General features: G+C 68.9%; 15 protein-coding genes. 8 read left to right on the top strand and 7 right to left on the bottom strand.

What is annotated here, in order from left to right; translation table 11 throughout:
- Positions 1–159 precede the first annotated feature (159 nt).
- Genes EV652_RS24215 through EV652_RS24200 form a run of 4 tightly spaced genes read left to right on the top strand, consistent with a single transcriptional unit; the run spans position 160 to position 4,476 of the window.
- Entirely contained in the window at positions 160–1,221 is a 1,062-nt protein-coding gene (locus EV652_RS24215; RefSeq protein ID WP_132211501.1) for a hypothetical protein, read from the top strand.
- The gene (locus tag EV652_RS24210; protein ID WP_132211500.1) at positions 1,218–2,513 is read left to right on the top strand and encodes a peptidoglycan-binding protein; all 1,296 of its coding nucleotides are present in this window, start codon (positions 1,218–1,220) and stop codon (positions 2,511–2,513) included. The genes EV652_RS24215 and EV652_RS24210 overlap by 4 nt, the downstream gene beginning before the upstream one ends.
- Positions 2,510–3,202 (top strand): ABC transporter ATP-binding protein, encoded by a 693-nt coding sequence (locus EV652_RS24205; protein ID WP_132211499.1) that lies wholly within the window; start codon positions 2,510–2,512, stop codon positions 3,200–3,202. The genes EV652_RS24210 and EV652_RS24205 overlap by 4 nt, the downstream gene beginning before the upstream one ends.
- A complete protein-coding gene (locus EV652_RS24200) occupies positions 3,199–4,476 on the top strand; it encodes an ABC transporter permease (protein WP_132211498.1) in 1,278 nt (425 codons plus the stop codon). The genes EV652_RS24205 and EV652_RS24200 overlap by 4 nt, the downstream gene beginning before the upstream one ends.
- Positions 4,477–4,531: 55 nt before the next feature.
- Here EV652_RS24200 and EV652_RS24195 read toward each other — a convergent pair whose 3' ends face one another.
- From EV652_RS24195 to EV652_RS24185, 3 genes are all read right to left on the bottom strand, one after another.
- Positions 4,532–5,809, bottom strand: coding sequence for an MFS transporter (locus tag EV652_RS24195; protein ID WP_132211497.1), 1,278 nt, complete (start codon positions 5,807–5,809; stop codon positions 4,532–4,534).
- Positions 5,810–5,861: 52 nt separating this feature from the next.
- Positions 5,862–6,794 (bottom strand): acyl-ACP desaturase, encoded by a 933-nt coding sequence (locus tag EV652_RS24190; RefSeq protein ID WP_132211496.1) that lies wholly within the window; start codon positions 6,792–6,794, stop codon positions 5,862–5,864.
- A gap of 89 nt (positions 6,795–6,883) precedes the next feature.
- Positions 6,884–7,366, bottom strand: coding sequence for a DUF4188 domain-containing protein (locus tag EV652_RS24185; RefSeq protein ID WP_132211495.1), 483 nt, complete (start codon positions 7,364–7,366; stop codon positions 6,884–6,886).
- 74 nt (positions 7,367–7,440) lie between these two features.
- Here EV652_RS24185 and EV652_RS24180 point away from each other — a divergent pair, with 74 nt between their 5' ends.
- Complete coding sequence (locus EV652_RS24180; RefSeq protein ID WP_132211494.1) at positions 7,441–7,857, top strand: acyl-CoA thioesterase; 417 nt, start codon at positions 7,441–7,443, stop codon at positions 7,855–7,857.
- Positions 7,854–8,960, top strand: coding sequence for a zinc-dependent alcohol dehydrogenase family protein (locus tag EV652_RS24175; protein ID WP_132211493.1), 1,107 nt, complete (start codon positions 7,854–7,856; stop codon positions 8,958–8,960). Before EV652_RS24180 ends, EV652_RS24175 begins: the two co-directional genes overlap by 4 nt.
- On the opposite strand, the gene EV652_RS24170 is transcribed toward EV652_RS24175, so the two are convergent.
- The gene (locus tag EV652_RS24170; protein ID WP_242001994.1) at positions 8,942–9,376 is read right to left on the bottom strand and encodes a YciI family protein; all 435 of its coding nucleotides are present in this window, start codon (positions 9,374–9,376) and stop codon (positions 8,942–8,944) included. The genes EV652_RS24175 and EV652_RS24170 overlap by 19 nt on opposite strands.
- A gap of 216 nt (positions 9,377–9,592) precedes the next feature.
- On the opposite strand from EV652_RS24170, the gene EV652_RS24165 reads away from it, so the two are divergent.
- The gene (locus EV652_RS24165) at positions 9,593–11,023 is read left to right on the top strand and encodes a pre-peptidase C-terminal domain-containing protein (RefSeq protein WP_132211491.1); all 1,431 of its coding nucleotides are present in this window, start codon (positions 9,593–9,595) and stop codon (positions 11,021–11,023) included.
- A gap of 120 nt (positions 11,024–11,143) precedes the next feature.
- Positions 11,144–12,574, top strand: coding sequence for a pre-peptidase C-terminal domain-containing protein (locus EV652_RS24160; protein ID WP_132211490.1), 1,431 nt, complete (start codon positions 11,144–11,146; stop codon positions 12,572–12,574).
- A gap of 69 nt (positions 12,575–12,643) precedes the next feature.
- Here the strand turns inward: EV652_RS24160 and EV652_RS24155 are convergent, their stop codons facing one another.
- From EV652_RS24155 to EV652_RS24145, 3 genes are all read right to left on the bottom strand, one after another.
- Positions 12,644–13,828, bottom strand: a complete 1,185-nt coding sequence (locus EV652_RS24155; protein WP_132211489.1) for a M20 metallopeptidase family protein — start codon at positions 13,826–13,828, stop codon at positions 12,644–12,646.
- Positions 13,829–13,947: 119 nt separating this feature from the next.
- A complete protein-coding gene (locus EV652_RS24150; RefSeq protein WP_132211488.1) occupies positions 13,948–14,964 on the bottom strand; it encodes a hypothetical protein in 1,017 nt (338 codons plus the stop codon).
- A complete protein-coding gene (locus EV652_RS24145; RefSeq protein WP_132211487.1) occupies positions 14,961–15,158 on the bottom strand; it encodes a hypothetical protein in 198 nt (65 codons plus the stop codon). The genes EV652_RS24150 and EV652_RS24145 overlap by 4 nt, the downstream gene beginning before the upstream one ends.
- Positions 15,159–15,161: the final 3 nt, after the last annotated feature.

The following is a 15,161-nucleotide window of genomic DNA, read 5'->3' as shown; positions in this document are numbered from 1 at the left end:
CTCACCTGGACACCTCCAGCACTCGACGATCACCCGGCTCGGGGCGCTACCTCAATGTGACCGAACATCATGAGAATCCGATGAAGATCGGCTGAGAGCACCGGGTGCATATCGCTCCTTCACAGGTTCTTCATGGCCCGGGCGGCACGCTCCACAGCCATGAGAACCTCACGGAAAGCACTCGCCCTGGTGGCGGTCCTGGCATTGGCCGGGTGTGGAAACTCCAATGACCCGGGTGCGGCGACCGGTGATCAGAAAAGTGACAAGAGCCCGCTCGCGGAGTACATGGGTGAGGGTTTCGTCAGCTCGGCCGGCGGCGGGATGCGGATGGCGGTCCGGGCCGGCGGTGGGGCCGGGTCGTCCGAGGAGGAGCTGGCCAAGCAGCGCAAGGTCGAGGACGCCACCGCCGCCTGTATGAAGGCGGCCGGGTTCGAGTACGTGCCGGTCCCGCCGGAGTCCCAGCCGAAGGGCAAGTTCGACGACGCGTTCAACCTGCCGCCGGACAAGTTCGCCGAGCAGTACGGCTACGGCGTCAGCACCATCGACTGGTCCAAGGCCGGTGCCGACGACGACAACAACCCGAACACCAAGATCCGCAACGCGCTCTCGCCGACCGCGCAGAAGGCGTACGACAAGGCCCTGAACGGGCCGAACGCGACCGGCAACGGCAACATCGTGATCGCCCCGAAGGAGGGTGAGGGCCCGGCCGACAGCGGCAAGATGGACCTCGGCTGCCGGGGCAAGGCGGCCGAGGAGGTCTACGGCAAGGGCCAGGACCGCGAGGCCGAGTTCAAGAAATACGACAGCCTGTTCAAGGACATCCAGGCGCTCGCGAAGCGGATCGAGGACGACCAGCGCGTGGTCGACGCGACCACCGCCTGGGCCGACTGCCTGGCCGAGGCCGGTCAGTCCGGCTACAAGAAGGTCGACGAGCCGCGGCAGAAGGTCAGCCAGAAACTCGACGAGCTGACCGGCAACAAGCCCGGCGGCAGCACCCCGGGCAAGACCGTGATGGGCCCGCCGTCCTTCGACAAGGTGGACGCGACCAAGCTCGCCGAGCTGCGCAAGTTCGAGATCGACCTCGCCGTGGCCGACCAGAAGTGCCGGGCCAAGGTGTACGACGAGGCGTACAAGACGGTGCAGTACGAGCAGGAGAAGGAGTTCGTCGAGCAGCACAAGGCCGAGCTCGAGGCGTACCGCGACGGAATGGCGAACCGGTGACCGCTTCGCCCAAGTCCCGCCGCCGGGTGCTGGTCGGGGTGTCCGCGGTGGCGACGGTCTCGCTCGGGGTGGGTGTCGCCGCCGGCAGCCGGATCACCTCCCCGGAGGACGCGGCCGCCAAGACCGCGGCCCCGAAGGCGTCCCAGATCACCGTGCCGGTGGAGAAGAAGGCACTGTCCAGCAAGGTCGTCGGCCGGGGCGACGCCTCGTTCGACGGCGCGGTGAACATCCGGGTCGAGACCAGCGGGCTGACCACACCGGCGATCGTGACCGGGAAGGTCCCGACTGTCGGGTCGACCATCACCGAGGGCAAGGCGCTGCTGGAGATCACCGGCCGCCCGGTCATCGGCCTGGCCGGCGTACTCCCGATGTACCGGACGCTTTCGCCGGGGAGCAGAGGCCCGGACGTGCTCCAACTCGAGCAGACGCTGGACCGGCTCGGCCTGGACCCGGGCGACGTCGACGACGAGTACGACACGGACACATCGCAAGCGGTCGAGCGGCTCTACGAGGAGGCGGGGTACGAGGCTCCCGAGCCGGACAAGCAGCTCACTCAGGCCGTCGACGGGGCGGAGAAGAGCGTCGACCAGATGAAGAACGCGCTTCGGCAGGCGCAGGCCCAGCTGAAGCAGGCCAAGGCCGCGAAGGCAAAGGACACCTCCGTCCAGCAGGGCGCCGTCGACGACGCGGAGGAGAACCTGGCCGACGCGCAGGAGGCCCTGAACGAGGCCGAGTTCAAGGCCGGTACGCCGCTGCCGGTATCGGAGATCGTCTACGTCAAGACGCTGCCGCGCCGGGTCGACGACGTGAAGGTCGAGCGCGGCGGCACGGTGAACGGCGTGGTCATGTCGGCCAGCGGCGCCTCGCTCGTCGTCACGGTCAAGGTCGACGCCGCGACCGCCGAGCGGCTGAAGGCCGGGATGGCCGCGAGCCTCGACCTCGGCGAAGGTACGGCGGTGGCCGGCAAGGTCCGCCGGGTCACGAAGAACGGCGACCAGTACGACGTCGTGGTCGCGCCGAACACGCTGACGGCGAAGCAACTGGCGCTGTTCCGCGATGCGAATGTCCGGGTGACGATCCCGGTCAAGAGCACCGCCGGGAAGGTGCTCGCCGTACCGGTGGCCGCGCTGTCGTCCGGACCGGACGGCGGGTCGCGGATCGAGGTGCTGCGGGACGGGAAGGTCGAGCTCATCCCGGTGACGGTCGGGCTGTCGGCCGACGGTTATGCGCAGGTCACGCCGAGCGGCGACACCAAGCTGTCCGAGGGCGACCAAGTGGTGGTCGGACGATGACCGCGACCGCAGTAGCCATCCCGGCGCCGGTGGTGGAGATGATCGGCGTACGGCGGTTCTTCCCGGGACCGCCCGAGGTGCAGGCGATCCGCGAGGTCGACCTGACCATCGGGCAAGGGGAGTACCTGTCGATCGTCGGGCCGTCCGGATCGGGGAAGTCGACGCTGCTGCATCTGCTCGGGCTGCTGGACAACCCGACCGGCGGTGTCTACCGGCTGGACGGCGTCGACACGATGAGCCTGCGGGAGCGGCGTCGCGCCGTACTGCGGGGTGAGCGGATCGGGTTCGTGTTCCAGTCGTTCCACCTACTCGACCACCGGACCGTACTGGAGAACGTCGCGCTCTCGATGGTGTACGTCGGGGTGCCCCGGCGCGAGCGGTTGGCCCGGGCCAGGGTGGCTCTGGAGCGGGTCGGGCTCGCGCACCGGACGGACTTCGCGCCGACCACGCTGTCCGGCGGTGAGCGGCAGCGGGTCGCGATCGCCCGGGCGCTGGTCGCGGAGCCGAGCCTGCTGCTCGCGGACGAACCGACCGGCAACCTGGACAGCGCCAACGCGGAGGCGATCCTCGAAGTGTTCGACGAGTTGCACCACGAGGGGATGACGCTGGCCGTCATCACCCACGACGCCCACGTCAGCAGCCGGGCCCAGCGCCAGGTCCGCATCGTCGACGGAACCCTCCAGTGGTGACCCCCGAAGCAGGCCTCCCGGATCCCGCCGGCGGGCCGTCCACCTCGCGCCGCACCCGTCGGCGCCTCAGATCCAGACCCGCGGTGCGGGATCTCCTGGACGAGGCGTTGGCGGGTGTGGCCGCCAGGCCTACCCGATTGATCCTCACGACACTCGGGACGGTGCTCGGGATCGCCGCCCTGGTAGGAACAGTAGGACTCGGGCAGACCGCGTCCGGGCAGATCACGCAGCGGTTCGACCTGGCCGCCGCGACGCGGGTCGTCGTACAGCCCGAGGAGAAGGGCGGTCAGGAAGGCGAGGCAGCCACTCAGTTGCCGTGGGATGCGCCGGAGCGGGTCGAGCGCCTCAACGGTGTGGAAGCTGCCGGCACCGTGAGTGCTCTCGACGTCGGCGACGATCTCGTGCGCAGTGTGGTGGGTCTCGACGGGCAGCGGAACGGTCATGCCCTACAGGTGATGGCCGGCTCGGCCGGGCTGTGGGAAGCCGTCCGTGCTGTTCTCTCGACCGGCCGGTTCTTCGACGCCGGGCACGACCAGCGTGCTGACAAGGTGGTTGTCCTCGGCAAACATGCGGCCGAGCGGCTCGGCATCAACCGGGTCGACTCACAGCCCGCGGTGTTCATCGGTGACGAGCCGTACACGGTGATCGGCATCCTCGACTCCGTCACCGGCCGGGCCGAACTGAACGACGCCGTGATCATGCCGAACGGTGCGGCCAAGACGGCGTACGACCTGGAATCGCCGGACGCGGTCGAGATCCGGACCCAGGTCGGCGCGGCCCAACTGATCGCCGGTCAGGCACCGGTCGCGATCCAGCCGAACGACCCGAGCACGCTGGCCGTCGACGCTCCGCCGAAGCAGGGCGCCGTACGCAAGGGCGTCGAATCCGACCTGAACGCGTTGTTCCTGCTGCTCGGGGCGGTCGCGTTGCTCGTGGGCGGTCTGGGTATCGCGAACGTCACCCTGCTGTCGGTGCTCGAACGCATCTCCGAGATCGGTCTGCGTCGAGCCCTGGGCGCTGCCCGAAGACACGTGGCCGTGCAGTTCCTGGTGGAGAGCGTGATCGTCGGATTCCTCGGTGGCTTGCTCGGTACGGCGGTCGGCGTACTGCTCACCGTGGGGGTGTCGTGGATGCGGGACTGGACACCGATCCTGGACAACCGGCTCGCGTTCGGGTCACCCCTGCTGGGTGCGTTCATCGGCCTGGCCGCCGGTACGTACCCCGCGTGGAAGGCCTCCGCCATCCAGCCCATCACCGCGCTCCGCGGCACATAAGGCTTGTCGTGTGATCTCCTCCTGCGTGCTGCGCGGCACTCGGGACTGCAGGAGATCACACGACAAGCCTTGAGCCGTCCCGGCTGAGTCGTGAGTAGACCAGCGCGGTGACGACGAAGCCGAGGACGATGAAGGCGAGGACCAGGTACGACTTGCCGTCGTCGGGCAGGATCAGCGCGCCGAGTGCGGCCGCGGACACCTGCCCGACGTTGAAGATCATGTCGTAGAGGGAGAACACCCGGCCGCGGTAGACGTCGTCGACCTGCGTCTGGACGAGGGTGTCGACACTGATCTTCACGCCCTGTGCGCAGAAGCCGGTGAGGAAGCCGGTGACGATCATCGCGGGCTGGGTGTAGAGCCCGCCGGGTATCGCGGTCACAACCGCGGCGGCGAAGAACAGCAGCGTGATCCACTGCCGCAACGCCATCACCCGGGTCGCCCACGGGGTGACCAGCGCGGCGAGGAACAGACCGGCTCCGACCGCACCGGTCGCGACGGCGAGTGCGCCGAAGGCTTCGTCGAGGCGGTCGGGGCCGTAGAAGTAGTTGCGGTAGAGCAGGATCATCGAGACCGTGAGGAGGCCGAAGAAGAACCGCAGCGAGCCGATCGCGGCGAGTCCGAGCGCGGCCTGCTTGCGCTCCTTCAGGTGCCGACAGCCATCGATCAGGCCCGTTGCGATGGTTCGGATTGCCTCGACGAAACCGGGCTCGTCACCGTTGAGATCCGGGCCGAGCTGGTTGCGCCCGAGTCTGAGGGCGAGCAGGGCCGCCGCGGTGTAGACGAGGACGGTCAGCCCGAGGACGGCGAGGTCGGAGTCGGCGATCAGCTTGAGCCCGGCACCGATACCGCCGCCGACGAGGAAGGACGCCGTACCCGAGGTCGGGGTGACCGCGTTCGCCATCACCAGCTCGTCCCGGTCGACCACGTGCGGCAGGCCGGCGGACAGCCCGGACAGCAGGAACCGGTTGACCCCGAGTGTCAGCAGTACGGCGAGGTAGAACGGAACTCCCGCGTTGCCGATCGCAACGATCACGCCGACCCCGATGACGAGGGCGGCCCGGGTGAGGTTGGCCCCGAACAGGATCTGCCGCCGCGACCACCGGTCCAGCAGTACGCCGGTGAACGGCCCGAGGATCGAGTACGGCAGCAACGCGACCGCGAACAGCCCCGCGATCGCCGCCGCATCCGGTGCCCGCTCCGGCGAGAACAGCACGTACGACGCCAACGCGACCTGGAACACCCCGTCGCCGAACTGCGACGTCAACCGCACCGCGAACAACCGCCGGAAATCCCCACGCTTCAGCAGCGTCGCCAGATCCCGGATGAACCGCACGCTCGCAGCCTAGGTCAACCCACGCCTCCGCCCGAGTACTGGGCTGACGGCGTCAGGCACTCGTGCGGGCGGCCTGGCGGGCTCGGAGGCGGTCGCGTTGCTCGACGAAGCGGGTGGCCTGCGCGTCGAGGGCGGTCATGAACTCGGCGAGTTCGTCGCGTGCCTTGGCGCCGTCGCCGGAGAGGTCCTCGCGGTCGAAGACCTTCCACTTCCGCAAGATCGGAGCGACCACCTCGTCGTGGTGCAGGCGCAGGTCGTAGATGCCGGCCTTGGCGATCGTCACGGAGTTGCGGGCGAACCCCTCCATCGTGGCGCCCGGCATCGAGAAGTCCTTCACCTCGTTGGTGACCGCTCGCATGGTCTCGTTCGGCGCGGTCTCGAAGGCCGCGGAGACCAGGTTCCGGTAGAAGATCATGTGCAGGTTCTCGTCGGTCGCGATCCGGGCCAGCAGTTGGTCGGCGATCGGGCAGCCGGTGGCCTTACCGGTGTTGCGGTGCGAGACACGGGTGGCGAGCTCCTGGAAGCTGACGTACGCGACCGCCTCGAGCATGTTCTTCTCGACGACGTGACCGGCGGTCATGTGCGCCATCCGGGCGTTCTCGAGCTCGACCGGGTCCACCCCGCGGGTGACCACGAGGTAGTCGCGCAGCGCGATCCCGTGCCTGCCCTCCTCGGCGGTCCACCGGCCGACCCAGGTGCCCCAGGGGCCGTCGAGGCCGAACTGGGTCGCGATCTCCCGGTGATACGAGGGCAGGTTGTCCTCGGTCAGCAGGTTGGTGATCATCGCGACCTTGGCGACCGGGTCCAGCCGGGACTGCTCCGGCGACCAGTCCTCACCACCCAGGAAGGCGAAGTCGCGGCCCTCGCTCCACGGCACGTAGTCGTGCGGATTCCAGTCCTTGGTGATGGCCAGGTGTCGCTCGAGATTCTGCTCGACGACGGGCTCCAGTTCGTGCAGCAGATTCGTCACCAGCTTGTCGGGCACCGGAATCTCCTTCCTCGGGGATTCCGACCCACCCTACGGCACCGTAAGTTACGCTACCGTAGGTTACGGGATGTCGACAGCCGCGACGATCAATCCTCCGTCGAGCGGTGCAGCCGCTCGGCCGCCGTGTCCCCACGCTGGCTGACCGGTACGACGCCGGCGACCTTGCCCAGCCCGATCAGCGGCATGTTGCCGTAGATGGTCTCGGTGTTGCCGGCCGGTACGACGTACGTCTCGTGCCAGATCCCGGCGGCACCGCTCTTGAACGACTGCCGGAAGTAGTCGAGCCAGGCCGGTCGGTGGTTCCGGTTGTCGTCGCTCGCGAACGCCTGCAGCTTCTCCACCGACCCCCAGTACTGGATCAGCGTGATCCCGCGCCACGTCGGCAGCAGCCGGTACCCGAGCAACCCGCTGTCCGGATCCTTCGACAGCTCCCGCAGCATCGGGCCCATCGCCCGCGCCACCGGACGCCACGCCCGCACCGCCCGCAGCGAGTTGATCCGCATCCCGATCAGGAACACCACGAGGTCCCCGTCGTACGACGCCGTGTGCCGCCCCTCGATCACACTCATCAGCCCCACCCCTCAGTCCGTCAGATAGTCCGGGATCAGGACAAATCTCATGCCGATCACCTTATGGTGGGCCGATGGACCGGAGTTCCTTTCCGCATTTTCTGGGGATCACGTTGCGGTGGAAGGACAACGACGTCTACGGGCACGTGAACAACGTGGAGTACTACAGCTTCTTCGACACCGTGATCAACGACTTCCTGATCCGGGTCGGCGGGCTCGACATCCACCGCGGTGAGGTGATCGGGCTCTGTGTGGACTCGCAGTGCACCTTCAAGGACTCGCTCGAGTTCCCGGGGACGGTCGACGCGGGGTTGCGGGCCGGGCAGCTGGGGAACTCGAGTGTGCGCTACGAGATCGGCCTGTTCCGCGAGGGTTCCGACCAGCCCGCCGCGACCGGCCGGTTCGTGCACGTGTTCGTCGGCCGGGAGGACCGCCGCCCGGTTCCGGTTCCGGATCGCATCCGCGAGGCACTCGAAGGGATCACAGGATGATCGTGCGCGGCGCCGTACTGCGGGAGATGGGTTTGCCCGGCCCGTCTGCCGAGTCACGCCCGCTGCAGATCGAGGAAGTCGAGCTGGCACCGCCCGGACCGGGTGAGCTGCTGGTCCGGATCCGCGCCGCCGGACTGTGTCACTCCGACCTGTCCGTCATCGACGGTTCGCGGCCGCGCGTGATGCCGATGCTGCTCGGCCACGAGGCCACCGGCGAGGTCGTCGCGTCGGAAGCGCCTGGGTTCGGCCCTGGTGACACGGTCGCTTTCGCCTTCGTCCCCGCCTGCGGCGAGTGCGGCCCGTGTGCCGAGGGCCGGGCCGCGTTGTGCGAGCCGGGCGCCGCCGCCAACACGGCCGGCACGCTGCTGAACGGCGTACGACGTCTGGACGGGGTGCATCACCATCTCGGGGTGTCCGGGTTCGCTGACCATGCGGTGGTGTCGGCGCGGTCGGCGGTGAAGATCGACCCGTCGCTGCCGCCGGAGATCGCGGCGCTGTTCGGCTGCGCGGTGATGACCGGCGTCGGTGCGGTGGTCAACACCGCCCAGGTCCGGGCCGGGCGGAGTGCTGTCGTCTTCGGGCTCGGTGGGGTCGGGTTGTCAGCACTCCTCGGCGCGGTCCTGGTCGGTGCGCATCCGGTCGTCGCGGTGGACGTCGTACCGTCGAAGCTGGAGCTGGCCAGGTCCCTCGGCGCGACCCACGCCATCGATGCCCGCGACAACGACGCGGTGGATCAGGTGCGGGAGGCAACGTCAGGGGGCGCCGACTACGCCTTCGAGACGGTCGGGAGTGGGAAGGTGCTCGCGCAGGCGTACGCCGCCACCCGCCGCGGCGGCACCACGGTGACTGTCGGGCTGCCGCATCCGTCGCAGGCGTTCAGCATCCCCGCGGTCAGCCTGGTCGCCGAGGAGCGCACGGTGAAGGGCTCGTACCTGGGATCGTCGATCCCCAGCCGGGACATCCCGCGCTACATCGCGCTCTACCGGGCCGGCCGACTCCCGGTCGACCGGCTGCTGACCTCAACCGTTGCCCTCGACGACCTCAACGAGGCGTTCGACCGGCTGGCCGCCGGTACGTCGATCCGTCAGGTGTTGCTCCTCTGACGGTTCTCGGCGGCCTTGACGAAGGTCGCCTCCTCGCGGGCGCGCGCCTCGGCTGTGAACTCGTCCCCGAAGTCGTCCGCGGTCGCAACCTGCCGGATCTCCAGACGGCCGGTGTTGCCGTCGTCGGCGGCCAGGCAGCGCCAGCCCCACTCGACCGCCTCCTCGCGGGAGGCGACCTCGATCAGGCAGAAGCCGGCGATCAGCTCCTTGGTCTCGGCGAACGGCCCGTCGACGACTCGTTGCTTGCCGGAGTTCAGCTCCAGCCGGAAGCCCTCCGAGCTCGGCAGCAGCCCCTCGCCCGCGAGCAGGACCCCCTTCTCGGCCATCTCCGACATGACCTGTGTCATCTCGGTCAGGCTCTTCTCGCTCGCCTTCTCCCAGGCCTCGGACTGGTCGCTGGCCTTGAACATCATCATGAACCGCACCGGATCTCCCCTCGTCCCGTCCGGGCCATCATGGCCCAGCGGCGGTCCTCCGGTCTGCGTCTGTGGCCGCCGCAGACGCAGGTTAATTCCGCGGAAAAGTATTCCCAGCCGGGCAAACCATCGGGCAGGCTACGCACAGTGCGGAACCGCCCACCGCACGTGAGGCATGTCACATGTGAGGCGTAGGAGTCCGAGGAGGACCCCCTAATGCACACCCGTTTCCGCCGCACCGCTGCGCTCGTCGGCGCCGGAGCCGTTGTCTTCGGTGCGCTGGCCGTGGTGGCCGGCAACCAGGCCGACGCCCAACAGCCCGTCCCCACCCCGATCGACCAGCTCCTCGGTCAGGAGCTCCAGGGTAAGAGTGCGCTCGGCAGGGTCCAGTCGCGACTCGCCGAGCTGTCCGAGCGCAACGGCATCCCCGCCGCGAAGCTGCAGCAGATCCTGGCCACCGACAAGACCAGCTGGCTGGACAAGGACGGCAAGCTCTTCTATCGCGAGCCGGTCTCCGGAACCAAGCAGGCCGCGGCGCCGTCCCCGCGCTGGGCCACCAAGGCGGTCGCCGCCGCTACCGGCCCGGCCTTTGAGCTGCACAGCAAGCCGGGCTCCAACCGGGTCATCTACCTGGACTTCGACGGCCACACCATCACCGGTACGGCGTGGAACACCAACGGCAAGCCCGCCACCGTGAACGTCACCCCGTACGACACCAACGGCAACACCAGCACGTGGAGCACTGCCGAGCAGGACGTCGTACGCGATGTGTGGGCCCGCGTGGCCGAGGACTACGCGCCGTTCGACGTGGACGTCACCACGCAGGCGCCGGCGCAGGCTGCGATCACCCGGTCCGGAGGGTCCGACCAGCAGTACGGCACCCGGGTGCTGATCGACCCGACCACCTGGTACCAGTCCGGCTGTGGCTGCGGCGGTGTCGCGTACGTCGGTGTGTACGACAACATCAGCAACCACGCGTACTACCAGCCGGCCCTCGTCTTCACCAAGGGCGTCGGCACCGGCGCGAAGAACATCGCCGAGGCCGCGTCGCACGAGGCCGGCCACAACATCGGACTCAGCCACGACGGTACGGCGTCCGTCGGCTACTACCAGGGTCACGGCGCCTGGGCCCCGATCATGGGCGTCGGTTACTCCAAGGCGATCAGCCAATGGAGCAAGGGCGAGTACACCGGTGCCAACAACAAGGAAGACGACTTCGCGGTGGCCGGCCAGAACGGTCTGGCGCTGCGGGCTGACGACCACGGCAACGGCACGAGCGACGCCACCGCCCTCACCCTCGGCACCAGCGTGAGCGGTGTCTACGCGAGTGACTCAGACGTCGACACGTTCCGGATCGACCTGTCGGCCGGCACCTTCACCTTCGCGGCCAACGCGGCCGCGTCCGGCGCCGACCTGGACATCAAGCTCCAATTGCTGAACTCCTCCGGCACTGTCGTCGCGACCGCTGACCCGGCCGCGGGCCAGTCGAACTCGTCGACCCCGACCGGTCTGAGCGCGAGCATCAGCAGTCAGGTCGCCGCCGGGCGGTACTACCTCCGGGTCGAGAACACCGGCTACGGCAACCCGCTGAACACCGGCTACTCCACCTACGGCAGCCGCGGCGCCTACACGGTCCGCGTCAGCTGACACCCCTGAACTGCCCGGGGCCGTCGTTCCCACCGAGATCGACGGCCCCGGGCCTTTGGGGGGACATGCCGCGGGGGGACAGACCGCGGGGGGAACCGCCCAACCCCCAGGAGGACTCCTGTGAACAGACTCCGCCGCACCGGTGCACTGACCTGCGCCGGAGCTGTCGTCTTCGGTGCGCTGGCCGTGGTGGCCGGCAACCAGGCCGACGCCCAGCAGACGCCGATCGACGAACTACTCGCCGAAGCCACACCAGGTAACGCGGCGCTGGGAAAGGTCCAGTCCAGGCTCGCCGAGATTGCTGCGAGCAACGGACTCCCCGAGCAGCAGCTGCAGCAGATTCTGGCCACCGACAAGACCAGTTGGCTGGATGCCGACAGCCGCCTCTTCTACCGCGAGCCGGCTCTGACTCCCTCGGAGAAGACCGACGAGGCGTCACCGCGCTGGGCCACGGAAGCCGTCGCCGCCGCTGCGGGTCCGGCCTTCGACCTGCACAGCAAGCCCGGCTCGAACCGCGTGATCTACCTGGACTTCGACGGCCACACCATCACCGGTACGGCGTGGAACGCGTCCAAGGGTGTCGACCCGGTCAACGTGTCGGCGTACGACACCGACGGCGATCCGGCGACGTTCGGTACCGCGGAGCAGGACGTCTTACATGAAGTGTGGGCGAGGGTTGCGGAGGACTACGCCGCCTTCGATGTGGACGTCACCACGCAGGAGCCGCCGCAGGAGGCGATCGACCGGGCCGGTGCGTCCGATGAGCAGTACGGAACGCGCGTGCTGATCGACCCGGACACCTGGTACCAGTCCGGCTGTGGCTGCGGCGGTGTCGCGTACGTCGGTGTCTACGACCGGACCACCCAGCACGACTACTACCAGCCGGCTCTCGTGTTCACCAAGGGCGTCGGCACCGGTGCGAAGAACCTCGCCGAAGCCGCCTCCCACGAAGCCGGCCACAACGTCGGCCTCGGTCACGACGGCACCGCGTCGGTCGGCTACTACCAGGGCCACGGGGCCTGGGCTCCGATCATGGGCGTCGGCTACTACCGCGGTATCAGCCAGTGGAGCAAGGGCGAGTACTCCGGCGCCAACAACACCGAGGACGACTACGCCGTCATCGGCTCCCACGGTGTCGCGCTCCGCACCGACGACGTCGGTGACACGACCGACGCGGCGGCTGCACTGGTTGTCGGTACGGCGGCCAACGGGGTGATCGCGGCCGAGACCGACACCGACGTCTACCGTGTCGACGTCGGTGCTGCCGGCAACTACACCGCGACCGCGAGCGCCGCGGCGACCGGTGGCAACCTCGACATCAAGCTGGACCTGCTGGACAGCTCGGGCGCGGTCGTAGCCTCGGCCGACCCGGCCTCGGGCCAGAGCGACGCCGGTACGCCGACCGGCCTGGGGGCGAGTGTTACCAGCGCTCTCCAGCCGGGTACGTACTACCTGCGGGTAGACAACGTCGGCTACGGCGACCCGCTGAACACCGGCTACTCCACCTACGGCAGCCGCGGGGCCTACAGCCTCACCGTCGCGCCGTCCTGATCCCTGTGGCTGGCCGGCCTCTGGCGGGCCGGCCAGTCACAGGCCCTCACCCAGAGCTCAGCCGCGGGCTCAGGCGGGGATCAGGTGAGATGTCGCCAGCTGGGCGAGGGCTGCGGCCTGGTCGCCGAGGACGGCGTCGTCGAAGCGAACCACGCTCGAGTGGTTGGACGGTCCGTCCTCGCCGACGTCGTCAGGGCGCGCGCCCAGCATCACGAACGTCCCGGGCACCTGCTCCAGCACCATCGAGAAGTCCTCGGACCCCATCAGTGGGTTGTCGAACGGCGGCACCCGCTCCGCGCCGAACACCTCGCCCAGTAGTGCCGAGGTCTCCGCCGTCCGCGCCGCATCGTTGATCGTCACCGGGTACTGCTTGCTGAAGTCCGCCTCGACCGTGCAGCCGTGCGCCGTCGCGATCCCCTCAGCCAACGCCGGCAGTTCCCGCGACAACTGGTCGAAGGTCGCGTTCGACAGCGTGCGCACGGTGGCGCCGAGCCGGGCCGTGTTCGGGATGACGTTGACCGCGACCCCGGCCGCGAGTTGCGTCACCGTGATCACCACCGGGTCGAACACGTCCACCCTCCGAGTCGCGTACGTCTGCAACGCCAGCACCAGCTCAGCCACCACCGGCACCGGGTCCACCGTCGTGTACGGCGACGAGCCGTGCCCGCCCTTGCCGTGCACGGTGATGTGCAACTGGTTCGAGCCGGCCATCATCGTCCCCGGCCGGGTCTGGAACAGTCCCTTGGCGGCGTGCGACCAGACATGGATCGCGTACGCGGCGATCGGCTTGTCACCGGTCGCCTGCAGCAGACCCTCCCGGATCATGTAGCCCGCGCCGCCCAGACCTTCCTCACCCGGCTGGAACATGAAGAGCACATTGCCCTGCAACTCCTCGCGATGCGCACTGAGCAGCCGTGCCGCACCGACCAGTCCGGCCGTGTGCAGGTCGTGGCCGCAGGCATGCATGTTCCCGTTGGTGGACACGTACTCGAGATCGGTCTCCTCGACCACCGGCAGCGCATCCATGTCACCCCGCAGCAGCACCGTCGGCCCAGGCTGCCCACCCCGCAGTACGCCGATCACCGAGGTCAGATCCTTGCCGGTACTGATCTCCAACGGCAGCCCCGCCACCGCATCCAGCACCATCGCCTGAGTCTTCGGCAGATCGAGCCCCACCTCGGGAATCTGATGCAGTACCCGCCGCAGATCGATCAGCCCGGGTGCGATGGCGGCGGCTTCCTCGACCAGGTTCATCAATCAGCTCCTTCGAATGCGTGGACGTTTCGCCACCGTACCCGGGTCAGGTCACCCGCCGAGGACGGGCCGGCTCATCGGTCGGAGTCGCGGGAGGCGGTGATCTGCAGGGACACCGCTCAGCGAGCAAGGTCCTTTGCAGGTGCTGCTCTGCGGTCGGGTGACCTGGCACTGCCAGGTGCCGCGGAACCCGAGTGGTTGGTGGGGGGAGCTAGGCCGGAGAGGGCCGTGTGGTGCGGACTTGGGATCAGGCGAGATGCGGTGGTTGGGGCGGGAGCGGGCAGGGCGCAAGCGGTGGGATGGGGAAAGCGGTCGGACTCGGCGGCTTTGAGCTCGGTGTGCAGGCGGTCCAATAGGGCTCCGGTCGTGGAGCGGGAGCGAGCGGCGGCGAAGCCGGGCGGGAGGAGTTCGAAGGCGTCGAGTTGGGGGAGGCCGTCGCGGAGGAGGGTTTCGAGGCGACCGCGGACTTCGGCCGCTTCGGCGGGTGAATCCAGCTCGGGCAGGCGGCTGGAGTTGTAGTGGAGGGTGACCAGCAGTGGCAGCTGGCCTTCGGCGGTTTGGCGGTTCAGGGCGTTGAGGACCTCGCCGCGGTTGAGACCGGCCCGGTTCTCGAGGTCGGTGGTGAGGATGCGGACGGCAGGGACGAACGCGGGGTAATAGCCGCCGCCCTTGACGTCGTTGATGCCAGGGGCAACTTTGTCCACGCCGAGGCGGGTCAGGAAGTCGTTCAGGTGGTCCTGGGCCCACGCTTCGGCGACGCCTTCCTCGAGTTGCCGGCCGCCGGGCCGGGTGAAGGCGCCCCGAGCCGCCTCCTGGGTCGCGCCGGCGGGGCCGAGGAAGTGTGCCTGTTCGTGCAGGATCGTGGCGAGGGATTCGCGGTACCGCACAAGATCCGGCATCGGCTGCTTCTCGCCGGAGCGTTCGTACATCTGCCGCAGTGGATCGAGGATGCTGTCACCGAGGTACAGCGTGCCGTCCCAGTGGGCGAGGCCGAGCACCTCGCCGGTGGCCTCGATGACCTGACCGTTCCAGGCGGACTGGGCCGCGCCGGAGAGCGCGACCGCCTCCGGGCCACTGCGGGTCAGCAGGTCTTCCAGTGAGGTGGCCGCCGGCGCGGCGACCAACGTCGCGGTCACGGCTGGTACGCCGTGGCCAGGCGGACGAGCGAGTCCGCGGAGCGGAGCAGGTTCGCTTCTTCACGGGGATCGTCGCAGGCGGCCGCACGTCGGCGGAACTCGGCGATGAGCCACTCGGCTCGCGCCTGCCGCTCCTCCGCGGTGGCCCGCACTCCCGTCGAACCGGCCTGATCTGCAAGGGTTTCGTGCTCCATGTC

The sequence above is a fragment of the Kribbella steppae genome (genome assembly GCF_004342025.1).
Classification (GTDB): Bacteria; Actinomycetota; Actinomycetes; order Propionibacteriales; family Kribbellaceae; genus Kribbella; species Kribbella steppae.
The sequence above is the reverse complement of the archived record's forward strand: the minus strand, read 5'-3'. Positions and strand labels throughout refer to the sequence as shown.

Excerpts from the sequence above, each read along its gene's own strand:
- EV652_RS24215 (WP_132211501.1), top strand. The coding sequence starts at position 160 with ATGAGAACCTCACGGAAAGCACTCGCCCTGGTGGCGGTCCTGGCATTG.
- EV652_RS24205 (WP_132211499.1), top strand. The coding sequence starts at position 2,510 with ATGACCGCGACCGCAGTAGCCATCCCGGCGCCGGTGGTGGAGATGATC.
- EV652_RS24185 (WP_132211495.1), bottom strand. The coding sequence starts at position 7,366 with ATGAGTGTGATCGAGGGGCGGCACACGGCGTCGTACGACGGGGACCTC.
- EV652_RS24180 (WP_132211494.1), top strand. The coding sequence starts at position 7,441 with ATGGACCGGAGTTCCTTTCCGCATTTTCTGGGGATCACGTTGCGGTGG.
- EV652_RS24175 (WP_132211493.1), top strand. The coding sequence starts at position 7,854 with ATGATCGTGCGCGGCGCCGTACTGCGGGAGATGGGTTTGCCCGGCCCG.
- EV652_RS24170 (WP_242001994.1), bottom strand. The coding sequence starts at position 9,376 with ATGATGATGTTCAAGGCCAGCGACCAGTCCGAGGCCTGGGAGAAGGCG.
- EV652_RS24165 (WP_132211491.1), top strand. The coding sequence starts at position 9,593 with ATGCACACCCGTTTCCGCCGCACCGCTGCGCTCGTCGGCGCCGGAGCC.
- EV652_RS24155 (WP_132211489.1), bottom strand. The coding sequence starts at position 13,828 with ATGAACCTGGTCGAGGAAGCCGCCGCCATCGCACCCGGGCTGATCGAT.
- EV652_RS24145 (WP_132211487.1), bottom strand. The coding sequence starts at position 15,158 with ATGGAGCACGAAACCCTTGCAGATCAGGCCGGTTCGACGGGAGTGCGG.